This is a genomic window from Neomegalonema perideroedes DSM 15528 (assembly GCF_000374145.1).
Classification (GTDB): Bacteria; Pseudomonadota; Alphaproteobacteria; order Rhodobacterales; family Rhodobacteraceae; genus Neomegalonema; species Neomegalonema perideroedes.
In genome coordinates, this window is sequence record NZ_KB893653.1 from 1075056 (window position 1) to 1095383 (window position 20328).

15 protein-coding genes are annotated in these 20328 nt (G+C 66.0%); 5 read left to right on the forward strand and 10 right to left on the reverse strand.

Annotated features, from left to right (window positions below; translation table 11 throughout):
• Positions 1–71 precede the first annotated feature (71 nt).
• The 4 genes from B161_RS0105180 to serS all read right to left on the reverse strand — a co-directional run bounded on the left by B161_RS0105180 (position 72) and on the right by serS (position 7170).
• Positions 72–3329, reverse strand: coding sequence for an efflux RND transporter permease subunit (locus B161_RS0105180; RefSeq protein ID WP_018632312.1), 3258 nt, complete (start codon positions 3327–3329; stop codon positions 72–74).
• A complete protein-coding gene (locus tag B161_RS16805; protein WP_018632313.1) occupies positions 3326–4894 on the reverse strand; it encodes an HlyD family efflux transporter periplasmic adaptor subunit in 1569 nt (522 codons plus the stop codon). The genes B161_RS0105180 and B161_RS16805 overlap by 4 nt, the downstream gene beginning before the upstream one ends.
• Before the next feature lie 114 nt (positions 4895–5008).
• Entirely contained in the window at positions 5009–5743 is a 735-nt protein-coding gene (locus tag B161_RS16810; RefSeq protein WP_018632314.1) for a pyrimidine 5'-nucleotidase, read from the reverse strand.
• A gap of 137 nt (positions 5744–5880) precedes the next feature.
• Positions 5881–7170: a serine--tRNA ligase gene (gene serS / locus B161_RS0105195; protein ID WP_018632315.1), complete on the reverse strand. Its 1290-nt coding sequence runs from the start codon at positions 7168–7170 to the stop codon at positions 5881–5883.
• Positions 7171–7423: 253 nt separating this feature from the next.
• Here serS and B161_RS16815 point away from each other — a divergent pair, with 253 nt between their 5' ends.
• Positions 7424–8515: an AI-2E family transporter gene (locus tag B161_RS16815; protein WP_018632316.1), complete on the forward strand. Its 1092-nt coding sequence runs from the start codon at positions 7424–7426 to the stop codon at positions 8513–8515.
• Positions 8516–8587: 72 nt separating this feature from the next.
• Here the strand turns inward: B161_RS16815 and B161_RS18615 are convergent, their stop codons facing one another.
• The 3 genes from B161_RS18615 to B161_RS0105215 all read right to left on the reverse strand — a co-directional run bounded on the left by B161_RS18615 (position 8588) and on the right by B161_RS0105215 (position 12337).
• On the reverse strand, positions 8588–9607 hold the full coding sequence (locus tag B161_RS18615) for a DUF1521 domain-containing protein (protein ID WP_018632317.1): 1020 nt from the start codon (positions 9605–9607) through the stop codon (positions 8588–8590).
• A gap of 498 nt (positions 9608–10105) precedes the next feature.
• A complete protein-coding gene (locus B161_RS20160; protein ID WP_018632318.1) occupies positions 10106–11011 on the reverse strand; it encodes a DUF4114 domain-containing protein in 906 nt (301 codons plus the stop codon).
• A gap of 315 nt (positions 11012–11326) precedes the next feature.
• Positions 11327–12337, reverse strand: coding sequence for an MDR family oxidoreductase (locus B161_RS0105215; protein ID WP_018632319.1), 1011 nt, complete (start codon positions 12335–12337; stop codon positions 11327–11329).
• A 218-nt stretch (positions 12338–12555) separates the two neighbouring features.
• Between B161_RS0105215 and B161_RS0105220 the strand changes: the two genes are divergently transcribed.
• The 4 genes from B161_RS0105220 (at position 12556) to B161_RS16830 (ending at position 16706) form a co-directional block, all read left to right on the forward strand.
• Positions 12556–14565 carry an acetyl-CoA carboxylase biotin carboxylase subunit gene (locus tag B161_RS0105220; RefSeq protein ID WP_018632320.1) on the forward strand — a complete coding sequence of 670 codons (2010 nt, stop codon included), beginning with the start codon at positions 12556–12558 and terminating at the stop codon, positions 14563–14565.
• Between the two features lie 248 nt (positions 14566–14813).
• On the forward strand, positions 14814–15767 hold the full coding sequence (trxA, locus tag B161_RS0105225; RefSeq protein ID WP_018632321.1) for a thioredoxin: 954 nt from the start codon (positions 14814–14816) through the stop codon (positions 15765–15767).
• A gap of 14 nt (positions 15768–15781) precedes the next feature.
• On the forward strand, positions 15782–16462 hold the full coding sequence (locus B161_RS0105230; RefSeq protein ID WP_018632322.1) for an LON peptidase substrate-binding domain-containing protein: 681 nt from the start codon (positions 15782–15784) through the stop codon (positions 16460–16462).
• 22 nt (positions 16463–16484) lie between these two features.
• On the forward strand, positions 16485–16706 hold the full coding sequence (locus B161_RS16830; RefSeq protein ID WP_018632323.1) for a Trm112 family protein: 222 nt from the start codon (positions 16485–16487) through the stop codon (positions 16704–16706).
• A gap of 34 nt (positions 16707–16740) precedes the next feature.
• Here B161_RS16830 and B161_RS0105240 read toward each other — a convergent pair whose 3' ends face one another.
• From B161_RS0105240 to B161_RS19540, 3 genes are all read right to left on the reverse strand, one after another.
• A complete protein-coding gene (locus tag B161_RS0105240; RefSeq protein ID WP_018632324.1) occupies positions 16741–18597 on the reverse strand; it encodes an ABC transporter ATP-binding protein in 1857 nt (618 codons plus the stop codon).
• Between the two features lie 93 nt (positions 18598–18690).
• Positions 18691–18894 (reverse strand): hypothetical protein, encoded by a 204-nt coding sequence (locus B161_RS19535; protein WP_157755530.1) that lies wholly within the window; start codon positions 18892–18894, stop codon positions 18691–18693.
• A gap of 34 nt (positions 18895–18928) precedes the next feature.
• The gene (locus B161_RS19540) at positions 18929–20263 is read right to left on the reverse strand and encodes a hypothetical protein (RefSeq protein ID WP_157755531.1); all 1335 of its coding nucleotides are present in this window, start codon (positions 20261–20263) and stop codon (positions 18929–18931) included.
• Between the last annotated feature and the right edge of the window lie 65 nt (positions 20264–20328).

Consider the following 20328-nt stretch of genomic DNA (forward strand, 5'->3'; position numbering starts at 1 on the left):
AGACCGGGCGCCGCCTCATTTTCAGAGGCGACGCCCGGTTTTTTCATCCGTTTCCGGTTTTCCGAAAGGGCTTATTCCGCCGCCTGACGGATGGCGTAGGCGTCCAGCTCCTCGGGGGTGGGGGCGGCGGGCAGGGGCTCGGTCAGAGGCTTCCTGCCTCCGCCGAGGCCTTTGCGCTTGCGCGCCCCGCCCCAGAGCATCCGTCCCGAAGCCTTCAGCGAGAGGCTCAGATCCTGCTGGATCGCCAGAACCGCGGGCACCACCACCAGAACCAGAGTCGAGCCCAGACCCAGACCATAGACCAGCGAAATCACCGTCGGCTTGAGGAACTGCGCCTGAACGCTGGTCTCCAGCAGGAGGGGCGCCGTGCCGAGAACCGTGGTGATGGTGGTCAGAAACACCGCGCGCAGACGGTCGCAGGCGCCTTGGACGATCGAAGGGAGCAAGCCGCGTTTCGGGGAATATTCGTCCACCGTGGTCACCAGCACGATGGAGTCGTTGACGATGATGCCCGCCACGCCGATCACGCCGATGATCGAATACATGCTCAGGGCCTCGTTATGGAGGTGATGGCCCCAGATCACCCCGATCATGCCCAGAGGAATCACGGACATGATGATCACGGGCCGCGTCCAGGAGCCGAGGATCCAGGCCAGAGTCAGATAAATCCCCACCATGGCCATGACGAAGCCGTTGACGGCGTCGCCGAGGAATTGCCGCTCATTGGCCAGAGCGCCGCCCTGTTCGGAGCTGACGCCGTGACGGGCCGTCACCTCGGGGAGGATCTCCTCCGCGAGGATGCGGCGGGCCTCGTTCTGGAGGGCGGGGTCTTCGGCGAGGTCGCCCGTCACCGTGGCCACCCGCAGGCCGCCCTCGCGCCGCACCGAGGCGAAGCCTTGCCGCGTCGTGAGGTCGGCGATCTCCGAGAGCGCCATATAGGTTCCCGAAGGCGAGCGCAGACGCACGTTGGTCAGATAATCGGCGCGGATCTCCGCGTCGGGCGGCTCGACGACCACTTTGACCGTCCGGCCGTCGCGGACGAACTCCGCCGCCTCGATTCCGGTGAGCTTGCGGCGCATTTCGGCGGCGAGGGTCGCCTCCGTGAAGCCCGCCGCGCGGCCTTGGGCGTTCAGCGCGACGACGTATTCCACCTTATCATAGGAGAGGGTGTCCTCCAGCGCGCTGACGCCCGAGACCTGCCCGAGCCGCAGCTTGAGATCCTCCGCCGCCGCCTTGAGGACTTCGGCGTTCGCGCCGCTGAGCCGCACGTTGATTCCGTCGCCGCCGCCGAAGCTGCGGGCGCCGGTCAGGGATAATTGCTCCATGCGCGGATGAGGTTCGATCTCGGCGGTCCAGGCGCGGATGATCTCCTGCTGGGCGTAGGGGCGCAGATCGGGGTCGATCAGCTCGACCTCGAAGGCGCCCAAGAGATCCGCGTCCTTGGCCTCGACGTTGCTCAGGCCGCGCCCCGCCGAGCCCACCCGCCCGAGGGCCGTCGCCACCGGAGCCCGGCCGTATTCCGCCTCGAAGCGGCGGTTCACGGCTTCGAGGGCGCGGTCCATCTCGGCGGACATGGCGATGCTGTCGGCGCGGGTCGAGCCGTCGAGCATGGCGAAATAGGCGGTGATCTCGCCTTGCTCCGGAGAGGAGAAGAAGCGCCAGCGCAGCTTGCCCTCCACGAAGATCGAGGCGCTGATCATCAGCAGCATCACCATCGCCGCCACGACCACATAACGGATCCGCAGGATGAAGGCGATGAAGGGCCGGAAGAGAACCTCCACGAACCAGGTGAAGCCCTTGTCCACGAAGCGGCTCGGGGCGTCATACCAGGGATTCGCCTTTTTCGGCTTGGACATGGCGTGGCGCATATGGGCGGGCAGGATCACGAAGCTCTCGAACAGGCTCGCGATCAGCACCGCCGCGATGGTCATCGGGATGTCTTTGATCATGTCGCCGAAGCGTCCGCCGATCAGCAGCAGGGCGCCGAAGGCGAGGATGGTCGTCGCCGAGGCCGCGATCACCGGGCCGAGCATCCGGCGCGCCGCGCGTTCGGCCGCCGCGCCGGGGCCGAAGCCGCGACGGCGCATCCAATCGGCGTAATCGCCGACCACGATGGCGTCGTCCACCGCCACGCCCAGACAGATGATCAGCGCGAAGAGCGACATGGAGTTCAGCGTCATGCCCATGAAATACATGACCGCCAAAGTCGCCGCCGTGGCCGTGGCGATGCCCGCCGCCACCCAAAAGGCCATGCTCGCGTTCAGAAAGAGAAAGAGCGAGACCAGCACCAGAACCAGACCCATCACGCCGTTGGAGATCAGGATCTGAAGCCGCCCGCTGATGCTTTCGGCGCGGTCGCGGATGAGGGTCATCTCGACGCCCGCGGGCAGAGTGGGGGCGATGGCCTCCACGGTCTCGCGCACGGCGGCGCGGAGCTTCAGGGCGTCGCCCGTCGGGCCGCGCGAGACGCTCACCAGAACCGCGGGCTGATCGCCCCGGAAATAGGCCACGCCGGAATCGAGCCCGTCCTCGCGGACCTCCGCCACGTCGCGCACGAGGATCCGGGCGCCGTCGGGACGCACGGCCACCGGAGTCTCCGCGATCTCGTAAGCGGTGGTGCGGTCGGCGCCGACGCGGATGCGCGCCTGAGCCGCCTCAAGCTCGCCCGCCGGAGAGGCTTTGTAAGCCCCCGTGATCGCTCCGGCGACGTCGTTCAGCGTCAGGCCCTCGCGCTCCAGAGCGCCGTTCGGGGCCTCGACGCGGATGTTCGGATTGGTCACGCCGGAGATGGTCGCCTGCTGCACGCCCGCCCGAAAAAGCGCCGCTTTCAGCTCGTCGGCGTAGCGGGCCAGAAGCTCGATTCCCACCGGGCCGGAGATGGAGACGTCCACCACCCGATCCGACCAGCCGCCCCGGCGAATCGTCGGGACTTCGGATTCGGCGGGCAGAGAGCGGCGCAGGCCGTCCACGGCGGCCTGAACGTCCTCGGCGGCCTGCATCATATTCGCGCCGGGGTCGAACTCCAGCGTGATGCTGGCCGAGCCCTCGCGGGAGTTGGAGCGCACCGAAGCCACGTTCTCGACCGCGATCAGGCTCGGCTCCAGCACCTCGACCACGCCGTGGTCCATGTCCTCGGCGCCCGCCCCGGTCCAGGAGACCGAGACGATCATGGTCTCCTGAACCACGTCGGGGAAGAACTGCGCCCGCAGATTGAAGGCCGACCAGAGGCCGCCGACCAGCATCAGCGCCATCAGCAGATTGGCGGCGGTCGGATGGGCGACGAAATAGCCCAAAATCCCGCGCGGACGATATTTTTCATGGGCGCTCATGAGGCGTCTCCGGGGCGGGGGGCTTCGGCTGCGGAGGCGGAGGGGGGAGCAGAGGGGCGGCCCTCAGGACGACCTTCGGGGCGACCTTCTCCGCGCGGGGGGCGGCCTTCGCCGCTCCAGCCGCCTTCAGGACGCTGCGGACGGCCTTCGCCCCCCGGAGCGCCCTGAGCGGCGCCCTGCGGACGCTCGCCTTGCGGGCGCTGGCCCTGAGCGCCTTCGGCTTGAGGCGCGCCCTGGCCGCGCTGCCCGCCAAAACCGCCCCCGAAACCTCCGGGTCCGGCGGCGGGCGTTTCGGGCGTGGCGGGATCGCGGAAGCGCACGCCCGGTCCAAGCTGGCGGGTGCGCTGAGTCACATATTCCGATCCGATGGGCGCGCCCGCCACATAAACCCAATCGCCGGAGCGGCGGCGGATCTCCAGAGTCATTTCCTCAAGCCGCCCCGCCTGACGATTGAAGACCAGCACGCGGCCGTCCTCGGTCAAGGCGGAGGCCGGGAGGCGGGCGAGGGCGTCAAGGACGGGCTCGGTGATCTCGATCCGCACGAAATCGCCCGGACGCAGCCCGCCCGCCTCGCCGAGAGTCGCGTAAAGCGTGCGGCCGCCCTGTCCCTGCGCCACCGCCGCCCCGATGCGGGTCAGACGGGCGGGCAGGCTCTGGGCGCCGTCGCTCATGGTCAGCGAGACGCGGGCCGTCAGGGGTTTGAGGTTCCCGGCCTCGTCGGTCAGGCGGGCGTATTCCGCGCCTGAGACCTGAAACCGGACCTCCAGAACGCCGAGATCCACCAGAGTTCCGAGAGTCTCATTGGCTGAAACATTGCGGCCCACCACGGCGGCGGCGCTCACGGCGTCCAGCGCGCCGGAGAAAGGCGCCCGCAGCAGAGTCTCGGCGGAGGCGCGTTCGGCGTCGGAGAGGGTCAGGCGGGCGCGCTCCACGGCGAGCTGCGCCTGACGGATTTCGTTCTGCAAGGAGGCGAGGGACTGGCGGCGCGTCTCGACCTCCTGACGGGCGGAGTTGGCCGCGATCTGGGCCGTCTCGACGGCGGTGCGGGCCGCGAAGCCCCGCGAGGCCAATTGCTGCTGGCGCGACAAGGCGTCTTCGCGGATGGCCTGTTGCTGCAAGGCTGAGTCGAGTTCGGCTTGGCGCAGCCCCTGATTGCCGGAGGTGGTCGCCAGCCGCGCCTGAGAATCGGCGAGGGCGGCGCGGGCGTCGGCGGCGCGCGTGTCGGTGGCGGCGGGGTCGATGCGGGCGAGGATCTCGCCTTCCCGAACCAGAGCGCCGTCGCGGAATTCGCCGCCTAAAGCCACGATGCGGCCCGCCGCTCCCGCCCGCAGCTCAAGGCTGCGCGGCGCCTCGATCTGGCCGAAGACCGTGGTCGTCAGCGCCGAGGAATCCAGAGCGAAGGTCTCGATGGGGGCGGTGAAGCTCCGTTCCGGCGCAGGCCGGGCCGGGGGCCTCTGAGCGGCGATCCGCTGCGCCTCGACCATCCGCCAGCCGCCGTAAGCCAGCAGGGCGAAGCAAGCCAGCAAGATCGCCGAACCGCGCAGCGCGCGCGCCAGAAAGCGCATGACCGGTCTCCTTCGTCCGAAATCCAACAGGCGCTATACGCGCGACGGACTGAAGACGGTCGCAGGAAAATCCGTTTTGTGAGAATAAAAAACGCGCGATTCCGTATTGGGTTCTCAATCCTCTTGTGCGGTCAGGGTCTGTAAAAATCTCGTCAAATCTGGGGCGACATGGGCGATTTGAGGGCCGTCCGCGCCTTTCTGCGCCCAAGGCGAGGGCGAAGGCACGTAAATCGTGCGCATGCCCATCTCATGCGGGATGAGCAGATTGCGGGCGGCGTCCTCGAACATGGCGGCGCGGCGCGGATCATAGCCGCCGCGCTCGGCGGCGAGCTCGAAGGCGCGGCGATTGGGCTTGGGCTCATGATCGAGATCGGCCACGGTGAAGACCCGCGCGAAAAGGCCGTCTATGCCGACGCGCTTCAGCAGGCGCTCGGCGTGGGTGGGATGGGCGTTGGTGTGGACGAAGAGCCGCCCCGGCAGAGCCGCCAGCGCCTCGGCGAGGGCCGGATCCGGCGCGACGGTCTCGATGGGCACATGGTCGTGGGTCTCGGCCATGAAGGCGACGGGATCGACGCCGTGATGGATCGCCAGCCCCCGCGCGGTGAGGCCGTATTCCTCCAGATAATCATGCTGGAGCTGGCGGGCGGCCTCCAGATCAAGGCCGAGGAGATCGCCGATATAGCGGGTCATATTGGCTTCGGCCTCGGTCCAGAGGCCGGGGGTGTAGGGGTAAAGCGTGTTGTCGAGATCGAAGACCCAAGCCTCGACCTGAGCGAAATCCTCGCGGAGCGCGCGGCGGGCGGCGGGATCGGAAAGATCGGGCGGGGCGATCCGGGTCGGGGGGAGCATGGCGGGTTCTCCTGCAAAGGGCCTTGCGGGAGCCATGCCTCAACTCGCCGGAGAAGGCGAGGAAATTTCCGGAGGAGGGGCCGCCTCCGCAAGGCTTCGGAGGCGGCCGGTCGTCAGGACAGGCTTTCGGAGCGGGCTTAAGCCAAAACCCCCTCGGCGGTCAGGACCGTCGCGCCGCCGAGATAAGGCGCGAGCGCCGCAGGCAGATTCACCGAGCCGTCCGCTTGCTGGCCGTTCTCCAGAACCGCGATGAGCGTCCGGCCCACCGCCAGACCCGAGCCGTTCAGCGTATGCACGAATTCAGGCCGCCCCTCCGCTTCGCGGCGGAAGCGCGCGTTCATCCGGCGCGCCTGAAAGGCGCCGCAGACCGAAACGCTCGAAATCTCGCGGAACATGTCCTGACCCGGAAGCCAGACCTCCAGATCATAGGTCCGCTGGGCGCCGAATCCCGTGTCGCCCGCGCTCAGCTCCATCACGCGATAGGGCAGTTCAAGCTTTTTCAGAATGTTCTCGGCGCAATCGGTCATGCGGGCCTGTTCAGCCAGCGAGTCCTCCGGCGCGGTGACCGAAACCATCTCCACCTTCTCGAACTGATGCTGGCGCAGGATGCCCCGCACGTCGCGCCCCGCCGAACCCGCCTCCGAACGGAAGCATTGCGTCAGAGCGCAAAAGCGCAAAGGCAAAAGGCCCGGCTCCAGAATCTGGCCCGCCACGAGATTCGTCAAAGTCACCTCGGCGGTCGGGACGAGCCAGTGGCCGGTGGTGGTCTCGAAAGAATCCTCGGCGAATTTCGGCAGCTGGCCCGTGCCGTAAAGCGTTTCAGGCTTCACCAGAACCGGCGACCAGATTTCCTGAAGGCCATGCTCGTTCAGATGCGTGTCCAGCATGAACTGGCCCAAGGCGCGCTGAACCCGCGCGATCCCGCCCTTCAGAATCGTGAAGCGCGCGCCGCTCAGACGTCCCGCCGTCTCGAAATCCAGCCCGCGCGCGGCGGGGATCTCGAAATGCTCCAGAGGCTTGAAGTCGAAGGCGCGCGGAGTCCCCCAGCGGCGGGCCTCGCGGTTGGCGGTCTCGTCGGGGCCGTCGGGCACGCTGTCGAGCAGCGTGTTCGGCAGAGTCTCCAGACGCGCCTTGAGTTTGGCCTCCGCCTCCTTGGCGGCGGCCTCCAGAGCGGCGATCTCGTCCTTTTTGGCGTTGACCAGATCCCGCAGGCGCGTGAATTCGGCTTCGTCGCCTTTGCCCTTGGCCGCGCCCGCCGCCTTCGAGGCCGCGTTGCGCTCGGCGAGGGCGGTCTCCGCCGCCGCGATGGCCGCCCGACGCTCGGAATCCAGAGCCAAAAGCTCCGAGGACTGCGCCGAGGCTCCGCGCCGCAGAAGAGCGCGGTCGAAGGCTTCGGGGTCGTCGCGGAGGGCTTTCAGATCCTGCATGGCGGGGGCTCCTGGAGCGTTTTCCAGCGAAGCCGCTTCGGCTTCGCGTCGTGAAGAACGCGACAAAACGAAAAGCTGGAGAGAAACGGCCCGCGCATGAGCGCAGGCCGCCGTTTTCTCCGGCGAAACGGCGCGGGCGTCAAGCGCACAAAGGAGACGCTGCGCAGGATCTTCGCCGCAACTGCGAGATGGGCGTTGGACTCCATGCGGTTTTCGGCGATTCTCACGCGTCCCGAGGCTTCAGGAGACCGCGATGACCCAAACGGCCGACAGCGCGCGTCTGCGCGACCTCACTTACGCCGTGGCTCTGGCCATCATGGTGGGCTGGCTGCTCTATATCGGGCGCGGGATTCTGATGCCGGTGGCCATGGGGGTGATCTCGGCCTATCTGCTGACCGGGGCTTCGGATCTGCTCGGACGCCTGCCGCTGCTCGACAAGACCCCCGCATGGCTGAGGCAGATGCTGGCGCTCTGCGTCTTCGCCTTCGTGGTCTGGGTTCTGGCCAAGCTGATCATCGGCGGGGCCTCGACGGTGGCGGCCTCGCTGCCGACCTATGAGAAGAACCTCGCGGCGGCCTTCGCCGCTCTGGCCGACCGCTTCGGCGTGGACGGCTTCAACGATTGGGCCGCCCTGCGCGAAATGACTCTCGCGCGCGTCAATCTCCAGCAGACGCTGACCAGCATTCTGGCCTCGACGGCGGGATTCGGCTCGCAGCTCTTCCTCGTGATCATGTACGCCGCCTTCATCCTGCTGGAGCGGGGCGGATTCGCCGCCAAAATGGCCCGCGTCATGGGCGGGACGGCTCAGGCTCAGGCGCCGCTCGGCATGCTCGCCGAGATCAACGCGCAGGTGGGGCGCTATCTGGCGGTCAAGACGATCATCAACGTGATCCTCGCGCTGATCTCCTGGGGCGTGATGATCAGCATGGGCGTGGAGCTGGCGTCTTTCTGGGCGGTGCTGATCGGGGTGGTGAACTACATCCCCTATTTCGGCGCTCTGGCGGCGGTGGTCTGCCCGGCCTTGCTGCATCTGGCTCAGACGGGATCGCCCGAATACGCGCTTTTGCTGCTGCTGCTGCTGAGCGTGCCGCATGTGCTCTTCGGCTATGTCTTCGAGCCGCGCATGATCGGGCGTTCGGTGAATCTCAGTCCGCTGGTGGTGGTGCTGGCTCTGGCGGTCTGGGGGGCGCTCTGGGGCGTGGCGGGGGCGGTGCTGGCCATTCCGCTCACCTCGGTGCTGATGATTCTGCTCTCGGTCTTCGTGGGCGGCAGGCGGGTGGCGGCGCTCATGACCGCCGACGGGCGCGTCAGCGGCGTGGGAGAGCGGCGGCGCGAGGAGTTCTGAATCAGCGAAGGGCGGGCGCCTGCGCGACGCCCGCCCTCTCCGTCGGATCCGCTCAGCGGAGAGACCGAAGCCTCAGCGATGGGCTTCCTTCTGGTTCACCAGCTTCTGGCTGATGGGCTGGCCGTCGATGGCCCAGCCGCGGCCGACCTGCTGCGCGGTGAAGGCGCCGTCCGGCGTCACGCTGTCCAGCCAGCGGCCGGCGGTGCGCGACTGCTCGATCTGGAGGTTGTTCGCGCCGTCGTATTTATCGCCGAGGCCCGTCACCGAAATGGCGTTGCGGCCGCGGGTGATGGCGAGCGAAGAGGACATGGTCTGGTCGCCGCTGCCGAAAGGCACGGTGCCCACGGAGATCTTCGTGCCGTCTTCGAGGCGGAAGGTCGAATCCTTCTTGAAGTCGAAGTCGGTCTTGCCGTCGTTGCCCACGTCGACATGCGGGTCGCCCCAGACGCGGGTCTGAGCGTCGTATTTATTGTCGGTGAGGGTCCAGACGGAATTTTTCTCGTTCAGGGCGATGGAGTAGCGGTCGCCCAGATTGATGGTGCCCTTGCCGTCTTTGACGTCGGAGACCGACCAGTTGGAGGCCGGCTGACGGCCGCCGTAGCCGCCCTGACCGTAACCGCCCTGACCATAGCCGCCATGGCCGTAGCCCTGGCCGCCGCCGAACCCGAAGCCGCCGCGTCCGCCGCCGAAGCCGTATCCGGAGCCGCCGCGTCCGCCGCCGAAGCCGTTGACGTTCACGCCCACGTTGACGTTCTGGCCATAGCCGCCGCGTCCGCCGCCGTATCCGCCGCCGAAGCCGTTGACGTTCACGCCCACATTGACGTTCTGGCCATAGCCGCCGCGTCCGCCGCCGAAGCCGTTGACGTTCACGCCCACATTGACGTTCTGGCCGTAGCCGCCGCGTCCGCCGACGCTCTGACCATGGCCGCCGAAGCCGTAGCCGCCCTTAGACGCGCTGAAGCCGGAACCATATCCGGAGCCGTAGCCGCCCTTGAAGGCGGAGGCGTGGCTGAAGGAGCTGAAGGAGGCGCTCGATTTGCCGCCGAACCCGAAACCGCGGCCGAAGCCGGAATTGAGAGCGTTCATGCCCATGATGATTTCCCCTTGACGTGTCTTGCGCAGGCGCCGCCGCGGCGCGGCGCGCCTTGAAATTTCGAATTCCTGAGAATCGAGAGAAGAAAATCTCGTCGCTATCTCAAGATGAATCGATTCCAGAGTCTATTTCATCTCTAACTCAGACAATAAACTCGGAATAAAAACAGTTCAACCTAAGTAAAACCATCTGAGATTTTAATTTTGGTTGATTTATTGAAAAGAATGACCGACGCGAGCGCAGGAGAGAACTCCGATTTTGTGAGAAGATGATCTTGCGACGCAGGATGTTCATCTTCAATTCCCTCCGGCGATCAGCCGTGACAAGGCGCGCCGACAGGCCGGAGAAACCCGGCCTGCGGCTGAGAAGCCAGCCCTCGCGCGCCGCCTTTCAGATCTCCGGCGCCAAGGCGCGGATTCCTCAGGCGGTGGGTCGGGCCATGGACGCGCGTCGTCCCGGCGGATCCGTGCGATCCGTGCGATCCGTCAGAGACGGAATCAGCCCCAAGGGCCGCGGCGGCCCTTGTTCTTGTCGACGTGCAGAATCACGTCGTTGAAATCGCGGTCGCCGCCGTTGGTCAGATCCTCGAAGGCGATGGTCCCCGACTGGCCGTTCCAGTTCTGCTTGACGTGATTGATCCCGTCGGGATTCAGATTCGAGCCCCAATTATGGAACACGGTCTGGCTCGAAGGCTTGCCGTTCACGGTCAGAGCGAGGCCGTTGGAGCCGACGGTCGCGCGGCCGCCGTTCGCGCCCACGAAGCCCAGCTGCGCGTTGGAGCCCAGATTCTGAGCCCAGTCGGAGCCGTTCTGAACGAGGAAGAAGCCGAGCTGATTGCCGGGACGCACGCCGTTGATCTTCGTCGAGCCGCCGAGCGAATCATGGGCGCTGTCGGAGATCAGGCGCGGATTGGAGATGTTGCCGCGGCGGTCGACTTCATAAACGCCCACGGCGTTGTCGTAGCCGGCCGAGGCGCGGGGGTCGAAGGCGACGTTGTAGCTCTGGGCGGGGCGGGGGCCGGAGGAGCCGTAGCCGCCGCCGTGATTGGAGCCGCCGCCGTAGCCGCCATGGTTATAGCCGCCGCGTCCGCCGCCGAAGGAGCCGTAGCCTCCCCCGAAGCCGCCGCCATAGCCGCCGAAGCCGCCGCGTCCGCCGCCGTAGCCGCCCCCGTAGCCGTTGACGTTCACGCCCACGTTGACGTTGAGGTTCTGGCCGTAGCCGCCCCCAAATCCCCCGCCGAAGCCCCCGCGTCCGCCGCCGAGGCCGTTGACGTTGACGCCCAGGTTGACGTTCTGGCCGGAGCCGCCGCGTCCGCCGAAGAGATTGACGTTCTGAGAGACGTTGCGCGGGCCGCCTGACCCGTAGCCGCGGCCGAAGCCGGAATGAAGAGCGTTCACGCCCATGATGATCTTTCCCCTGTCGATGCGGACGGAGCTGCGCGACGGCCCGTCCGGATGATTTCGTCGCCCGGGAGATGCGGATGGAGAGGCTCCATCGGAATCTTAACGACAACCCGAGCATCGCGCATCTCAGAGGATAATATGTCTTGAAAGAAAACAGATCAACCTAAGCGATTCAATATAACGCTCCATAATGGATCGTTTGGCGAAAAATGAAAATTGACATACGCGTTAGACCGCGCCGTCTTGGGAGGCGCGGTCTGAAATGGGGCGGTTTTCGGGCCGCGGCCCCTCGGGCCTGTCGGAGGGAAGGGGGCCTCAGGCCCGCAGATCCACCACCACGCGGCCGCGCACGCCGCCTTTGAGGATCTCGGCGCCGAGGCGCGGCAGATCCTCCAGCGTGGCGGGCTGGATCATGGCTTCGAGCTTCTCCATGGGCAGATCCCGCGCCAGACGCGCCCAATAGACTTCGCGCTCGGCCCGCGAGCGCATCACGGATTCGATCCCCAGAAGATTCACCCCGCGCAGCAGAAAAGGCGTCACGCTGGCGCCGGTCATCTCGGCGCCCGCCGCGAGGCCCACCGCCGCCACCGAAGCGTCATAGCGCATCTGCTTGAGGATCCGCCCGAGCATGGCCCCGCCCACGGCGTCGACGCAGCCCGCCCAGCGCTCGGATTCCAGCGGCTTGTCGTTGGGCTCGGAAAGCTCGCCGCGCGGAATCAGCGTCTGGGCGCCGAGGTCGCGGAGATAAGCCTCCGTCTCGGGCCGCCCCGAGACCGCCGCCACCCGGTAGCCGAGATTCGCCAGCACCGCCACCGCCACCGAGCCCACGCCGCCCGCCGCCCCGGTCACCAGCACTTCGCCTTCCTTATCGGGGGTCAGGCCGTGGGCCTCCAGCGCCAGCACCGACTGCATGGCGCTGGTGCCCGCCGAGCCCACCGCCATGGCCTGCCGCGTCGAGATCGCTTCGGGCAGCTTCACCAGCCATTCCCCCGGCAGACGCGCCTTTTCGGCGTAGCCGCCCCAGCGGATCTCCCCGACGCGCCAGCCGGTCGAGACCACGCGGTCGCCGGGCTTGAGGCGGGGGTCCGTGGTCTCCAGCACCGTCCCCGCGAGATCCACGCCGGGGATATGCGGATAATCCCGCACGATGCGTCCGCGTCCGTTCAGCGCGAGGCCGTCCTTATAATTCAGCGTCGAGAACTCCACCGCCACCACGGTGTCCCCCTCGGGGAGGAGGGATTCCTCCACCTGCTCTATGGCGGCGACGGGGGCGGCCTTGGGGTTCGTCGGGTCGGTCTGGCGCAGCATGAGGGCGCGGAAGGCCATGGGCTTAACTCTCTCGCAAAGGGAGGCGACGGACGGAGCGGGCGAATCTTAACGGAGTCCTGCGGGGGCGAAAAGCGTCGGAGGAACTCTTGAAGCAATTTTCTTCGCATCGGATCGACGCTTTTTTGCAAATCTGTTGACAAGAGCCGGGCGCCATGCGAGCGAAATCGGATTGTTGCGCTGCACATGACGCCAAATCCAAGGGGGACGGACCGGGGATGTTCGGAAAGATTCTGATCGCCAATCGCGGCGAAATCGCCTGTCGCGTGATCCGCTCGGCGCGGAAGATGGGGATCAAGACCGTGGCGGTCTATTCCAGCGCCGACGCCGGAGCGCAGCATGTGCGCATGGCCGACGAAGCGGTGTTTCTCGGGCCGCCGCCCGCCGCCGAATCCTATCTGCGCGTCGATAAGATCCTTGAGGCGATCAAGGCCACCGGCGCCGAGGCCGTGCATCCGGGCTACGGCTTCCTCTCCGAGCGCGCCAGCTTCGCCAAGGCCCTCGCGGACGAAGGCGTGGCCTTCATCGGGCCGCCCGTCCGCGCCATCGAGGCCATGGGCGACAAGATCGAATCGAAGAAGCTCGCCGCCGAGGCGGGGGTCAGCACCGTGCCGGGCATGTTCGACCTGATCGAAGGCCCCGACCACGCCGCGAAGATCGCCTCTGAAATCGGCTATCCGGTGATGATCAAGGCCAGCGCCGGCGGCGGCGGCAAGGGCATGCGCATCGCATGGAACGACGCCGAGGCCCGCGAAGGCTTCGAGCTGAGCCGCAAAGAGGCGCAATCCAGCTTCGGCGACGACCGCATCTTCATTGAGAAATTCGTCCAGCGTCCGCGCCATATCGAGATCCAGCTGCTCGGCGACCAGCATGGCAACATCGTCTATCTGAATGAGCGCGAATGCTCGATTCAGCGCCGCAATCAGAAGGTCGTGGAGGAGGCGCCTTCGCCCTTCCTCGATCCTGAGACCCGCAAGGCCATGGGCGAGCAGGCCGTGGCTCTGGCGCGGGCCGTGGGCTATTACTCGGCGGGCACGGTCGAGTGCATCGTCGATCCCGATAAGAATTTCTACTTCCTCGAAATGAACACCCGTCTTCAGGTCGAGCATCCGGTGACGGAGCTGATCACCGGCGTCGATCTCGTCGAGGAGATGATCCGCGTGGCGGCGGGCGAGAAGCTCCGCTTCGAGCAAAAAGACGTGAAGCTCAACGGCTGGGCCGTCGAAAGCCGCCTTTACGCCGAAGATCCTTACCGCAACTTCCTGCCCTCGGTGGGGCGCCTCAAGCGCTATCGTCCGCCGCAGGAGGGCAAGAGCGTCGACGGCTCGCTGGTCCGCAACGACACGGGCGTCGAAGAGGGCGGCGAGGTCTCGATCTATTACGATCCGATGATCGCCAAGCTCTGCACTTGGGCGCCGACCCGCCTGAAGGCCGTCGACGCCATGCAGACCGCCCTCGACAGCTTCGAGCTGGAGGGCCTCGGGCATAACATCCCCTTCCTTCAGGCGGTGATGCTCAACGGGAAATTCCGCTCCGGCGACCTCTCCACGGCCTTCATCGCCGAGGAGTTCCCCGAGGGCTTCCACGGCGTGACCCCCGCCCCTGAGGAGCTGCGCGCCCTCGCCGAGGCGGCGGCGGCCATGCATCTCATCCGCGAGCGCCGGGCGGTGAAGATCGAGGGCGGCCTGCGCGGCCATGAGCGCCATCTGCCGGAGGATTGGGTGGTCGCCATCGGCGGCCAGCGCTTCCCGCTGAAGCTCACGGGCGGGGCGGACGGCCATTTCCGCGTCCGCCACGCCGACGGCCAGGAGAGCGGCTTCGCCCTCGACTGGCTGCCCGGCCGGAGTCTGGCCCATCTGCGCCCCGATTCGGGCGCCGAGGCGATCATCAAGGTCGAGCCGAAAGGCGAGGGCTTCCGTCTGCGCCGCCGGGGCGCCGATCTCCTCGCGGCGACGCGCAGCCTGCGGGCGGATCAGCTCGCCGCGCTGATGATCGAGAAGCCCGCGCCGGATTTCTCGCGCTTCCTGCTCTGCCCCATGCCGGGCCTGCTGACCTCTCTGCGGGTGGCCGAGGGCGAGGAAGTGCAGGAAGGCCAAGCCCTCGCCAGCGTCGAGGCCATGAAGATGGAGAACGTGCTGCGCGCCGAGAAGAAGGCCGTGGTGAAATCCGTCAAGGCCAAGGTCGGCGAGTCTCTGGCGGTGGATCAGATCATCCTCGAATTCGAATGAGCCGTCGCAAGGCCGTCTGAAGCGCGATTCGCCGGAATCCGCCAGAGTCCGCCTGAAGCTGAAATCAAGCCCCGCGCCCCTTTCGCAGGCGCGGGGCTTCGCTTATCTGTGAAGCGGGAGAGGGGGCGCGCGGCGCTTTTCGGCTCCCGCGTCTCGCGCCGGGCCTTGCTTTGAGGGTTGGGCGCCCGCTATTCAGGGTCGGCCCGCCTTTCGTTCCGGCGCCTCAGGCTCGTTCTCAGAGGATCATCATGCTCAGCAATTCCGGCGCTCCGGTCGCGGGTCTCGTCAAGGACGGGACCGAAGCCAGCTTCATGCAGGATGTGGTCGAGGCTTCGCGCCGCACGCCGGTGATCGTCGATTTCTGGGCCGAATGGTGCGGACCCTGCAAGACTCTCGGCCCCGCGCTGGAGAAGGCCGTGCAGAGCTACGGCGGCAAAATCCGCATGGTCAAGATCGACGTGGATAAGAACCGCGCCATCGCCGCCCAGATGCGCATTCAGTCGATTCCGGCGGTCTTCGCCTTCGCGGGCGGACGCCCCGTGGACGGCTTCGTCGGGGCTCTGCCGCCGAGCGAGCTGAAGACCTTCCTCGACGGCGTGCTGGCGAAAGCCGCCGCCGCGCCCGGCGGAGAAGCCGGAGCCCTCGAAGGAGAGGACGAAGGCCCCAGCCCCGAGGAGATCGCCGAGGTGCTCGCCGCCGCCGACGAGGCTCTGGCCCATGGCGCCATTGGTCAGGCGGCGCAGGTCTACGCGCAGGTCCTTCAGATCGACCCGGAGAACCTCACCGCTCTGGTGGGGCTCTCCAAGGCCTACGCCAAGGGCGGCGAGATCGGCCGCGCCCGCGAGATTCTGGCTCAGGCCCCCGAGGGCGAGGCCGCGAATCCCCTGATCCTTCAGGCTTTGGCGGCTCTGGACCTCGCCGAGGAGGCGCAGGCCCTCGCGCGGCGCATGAGCGAATTCGAGGAGCGGCTCGCCAAAGACCCCAACGACCATGAGGCCCGCTTCGACCGCGCCATGGCCTTTCTGGGTCAGGAGAAGCGTCAGGAGGCCGTGGACGATCTGCTGGAGCTCTTCCGCCGCGACCGCGAATGGAACGAGCAGGCCGCCCGCACCCAGCTTCTGAAGCTCTTCGACGCCTTCGGCGCGAAAGACCCGATCACGCTGGCGGGCCGTCGTCGTTTGTCCTCTCTGGTCTTCTCCTGAGGGGACGCCGCCTCATGACCTTCCGCTTCTCGCTGCGCGACGCTCCGGAGGTGCTTCCGGTCTTCCCCTTGCCGGGGGCGATCCTTTTGCCGCGGGCGCGTCTGCCGCTGAACATCTTCGAACCGCGTTATCTGGCGATGTTCGACGACGTGCTGCGCTCGCCCCATCGGATGATCGGCATGATCCAGCCCAAGGAGGCCGCCGATTCCGAAGAGGGTTCGGTCTCCGATCTCTATGAAGTGGGCTGCGCGGGGCGTCTGACGCAGTTCAACGAATTGCCGGACGGGCGCTATGTGGTGGCGCTCACGGGGATCTCGCGCTTCCGGGCGCTCCGCGAGGAGACGAGCTTCACGCCCTACCGGCGGCTGAGGGTGGCTTGGGACGAGTTCCGGCCCGATTCCCAGCCCACCCCGCCCAGCACGGAGAGCGAAGAAGATCGCCGCGATCTGCTGAAGCTGGTGCGCAGCTATTTCGACGCGCGGGGGCTCGAAGGCGATTGGGACGTCTTCGAGGCCGCCGACGAGGAGACGCTGGTGACGGCGCTCTGCATGCTCTGCCCCTTCGAGCCGAGCGAGAAGCAAGCCTTGCTGGAGGCCGCCAACGGGCTTCAGCGCCGTCAGGCTCTGGCGGCCCTGCTGGAGATGGGCGCCGCCGGAGACGCGGGCGGCCCCGAATCCGGCGGACATCTGCAATGAGCCTCAGGCAAGGAGCCGCCTTATGAGCCGCGAAGAAACCGCCGCCTCTCTCCACGCCGTCCCGGCCTCGCGCGAGATCTCGCCGAAGCTTTTAGAGGCTCTGGTCTGTCCGCTGACCAAGGGGCCGCTCGAATATCGCCCCGAGGCTCAGGAATTGGTCAGCCGCAACGCGAGCCTCGCCTATCCCATCCGCGACGGCCTGCCGATCATGCTGCCCTCCGAAGCGCGCAAGCTCGACGTCTGACGAGAAGGACGGCCCGAAAGCCGCCCTCTCCGCCTCAGCGATAGCCCGCCGCCTGAAGCTCGAAGAGCTCGGCGTAGCGGCCTTTGCGGCTGAGAAGCTCTTCATGAGTCCCGACGTCCTCGACGCGGCCCCCGGCCAGAACCAGAATCCGGTCGGCCATGCGCACCGAGGAGAAGCGATGCGAGATCAGCACCGAGGTCTTGCCCGCGCTCAGTTCCTTGAACCGCTTGAAGACCTCATATTCCGACCGGGCGTCGAGCGCCGCCGTCGGCTCGTCGAGGATCAGCACTTCGGCCTCGCGCATATAGGCGCGGGAGATGGCGATCTTCTGCCATTCGCCGCCTGACAGCTCGACGCCGTTGCGGAAGCGCTTGCCGACCATCTGGCCGTAGCCCTTGGGCAGACGCCTGATCACTTCATCCGCGCCGCTGCGGGCGGCGGCCTGCTCGATGCGGGCCTGATCCGCGCGCGCCTCGATGCGGCCCACGGCGATGTTCTCGCCGGCGGTCAGGTTATAGCGGACGAAATCCTGAAAGATCACGCCCATGGAGCCGCGCAGCGCGTCGAGGTCGTAGTCGCGCAAATCCCGCCCGTCGAGCAGGATGCGGCCTTCGTCCGGGTCGTAGAGCCGCGCGAGGAGCTTCACGAGCGTGGTCTTGCCCGCGCCGTTCTCGCCGACGAGGGCCATGGTCTCGCCCGCCTTCAGCGTGAAGTCGAGGCCGCGCACGGCCCAGCGCTCGGAGCCGGGATAGTGAAAGCCCACGTTTTCGAAGACGAAGCCCTCGCGGATGGGTTTGGGCGGCGCGACGGCTTGGGCGGGAGAATTGATCTCCGGCTGAATGCGGAAGAAGCTGAAGAGATCCTCCAGATACATCGCCTGCGAAGCCGTGGCCGAAAAGCTGGTCAGCATGGTTTCGAGCTGGCTTTTCATGCGCTGGAAGGCGCCGGAGAGAAAGGTCAGATCGCCGAGAGTCAGGGTTCCGGTCATCGCGCCGAAGATGATCCAGGCGTAGGCGAGATAATAGCCCATGGCGCCGAAGCTCTCGAAGAGCGCGCCCCAGGCGGCTCTCTGGCGGGCGATGCGGCGGTTCGCGGCGTAGAAATTCAGCGCGAGCTCGCGGTAGCGGTCGATGAGGAAGTCGTTGAGGCCGAAGATCTTGACCTCTTTGGCCGTCTCCGCGCTGGAGCCGGTCTGACGCACGTAATTCATCTCGCGGCGCTCTTGGGTGCGCTGATAATCGAGATCATATTTGCGGGCGTTGAAATAGGCCTCGCCGAGGAAGGCCGGGACCAGCGAAAGCCCCATCAGCACCATCAGCCATGGATTATAGGCGATCAGGGCGCCTGAAAAAGCCGTGATGCTCAGCAGATTCTGAAGCTGCCCGAAGACCTGCCAGATGAGGCCGGTGCTTCCGGCCTGTTGCCGGGCGCGTTCGAGCTTGTCCTGAAAGGCGGCGTCCTCGAAATCTTCGAGGTCGAGCTTGGCGGCGTGCTCCATCAGCCGCAGCGAGGTGGCCATGCTCATGCGCTCGGAGAGGAGGCTCTCGACCAGCCCGCCGAGGCGGCTGAGCAGGTCGGAGAGCACGCCCAATCCGAATTCGGCCAGCACCAGCCAGAAGAGCCAATGGGCTTCTCCGGAAGCGCGCCATGAGGCGAAATCGGCGGGATGCGGCTGAAGGCCGATCAGCCGGACGATCTCGTCGATGATGAGCTTGCCGATCCAGAGCATGGCCACGGGGATCAGCGCCCGCAGGAGCCTCAGAGCCAGCGAGGCGGCCATGAGTCCGGGGCTGGCGTCCCAAGCCATCTTCAGGAAGGGCGGGATGTTGCGCATCGCGATCCAGCGGTCGCGGAAGGTCTTGGGGGGCTCCTTATCGAGCCGGGCGGGCATAGGGCGTTCGGTCAAGGCGTGGTTCGGTCTCCGTTATCATTGCGGAGATCTATACGCGGGAATGAAGGAAAACGGTCGGGGGAATTGGTCAAATCATTTTGAAAGAGCTTTTTTCAACAAAGCAGAGACGATAGCGAAGGAGAGGGCGGCCGGAGGACTGAAACATCCGACGGCGGCGGTGATGACGGCTTCATGTTTGACAAGCACTCTCGCAATTCCCCGCGCCGCTGGTTTTCCAGCCTCAATCGCCTGATTGACCGCCGCTCCCGTCGCTGCGACGGCCTTCAGCAAGTTCAAGGCGACCAGACGCCCATATTCCGAGCCGAGGTTATTAAGAGTTTCGTGCGATGGCCGCCGCTCTTTCGGTGATGAAATCCGCCTGACGGCCCTTCTGAAGAAAATCTTCGAGAGGTTGCGGCGGCGCTTCCGCGATGTGCCGGCCATGAGCTATGTCGTCGCTGGCGCGCATGAAGTCGTCGCGCCGCACTAAAAGCCGTAGGGCGCGCACAGCGGCTTCAAGATCGGCCAGCTCCTCGGTGGGGAGGGGCGGATGACGCTTATCCCGAGGGTTTCGAGGGGTGCGGCGGCGCTCGTCGGTTTCTAAGGCGAGTTCTAAAAAATTGAACTGAAGCACCGTCAAGGAGGGGGAGATATCCTGAATCGTGGCGCCAAGAGCGTCGAGCGCCTCTTGCGCCGTGGCGGCGGCGCCCAAAATCTCCGAGTCGTTGCTCCGGGAGAAGCGGTCCTTCATTTTCTGCACGGCGCGGCGTGCGGCGGCGTGGACCTGCGTCGCTTCGCGGTCGATATGGATAAGATCCGGCGCAGGGCTGTCATCCACGTCGATGACGTCGATGGATTCGCCATCGGTGACAAAACTGGGGACGCGCGAGTCTTGTGGAAAATCCTCGGGGCGGGGCGGCGAACTATGCTCCGCGATGATCTGTTTGATCCGCGCATTGACCACGGTTGGGCCTTGATCCCAGAGATCTTCCTCATAGGGGATCATCACGCGCTTGCGCTGCAAATCCCAGTCGATGGGACGGCCTTCGAGGCGTGCTTCATACCAATCGGTCCAGACTTCCCAATGCTCTTCAGGGAATTGGGCGAGATAGGCTTTCAGGTCGCGCCAAGCTTCGGAGGCCCATCTTGGAGCGTCCTCCAGCCAGAGAGGCGACTTCATTAAGGATTTTGGTGAAAAATCCGCCTCCAAGGTCGAAGCATCATGGCTAAGCATGCTCCATATATCGTGATGAGCAGCATCGACCGCGCTTTCGACGGTAATTGTGGCGTCGGCTTCATTACTGAAGGCAGCGGCATCAGCAGCATGACCAATTGCGAAAGCGGCGCTGAAAATAGAATATTCTTTGGTAGAATCGGCGGCGAAGTAGGCAGCCTTGCTAGCCTCGCTGTCAGAGGTGAATTTTTTAGAATTCGTGGTGGCAGCGTTAGCAGGCGCCCTCTCTTGCGAATTTATAAAAAACATAGCACTATCTATTGCGCGCGCTCCTGTATGCAGAGACCGTAGGTAAAATGCTTTGTCAGGACGCGCTCGTCCCAAAAGCGGCGTCACGCGCAAAGCAGCCCGCACCGCAATGGCGACGGCCTCTTCGCGGCTGCGGCCTTGAAGCCATTGCTCTAAATCCTCTTGATTCCGAATCTCGACCACGCCGCATTCTCCGTCCGATCCGGGGACGGAGTTTAACGCTCAACCCAAAGCGCGCAATCTCTTCC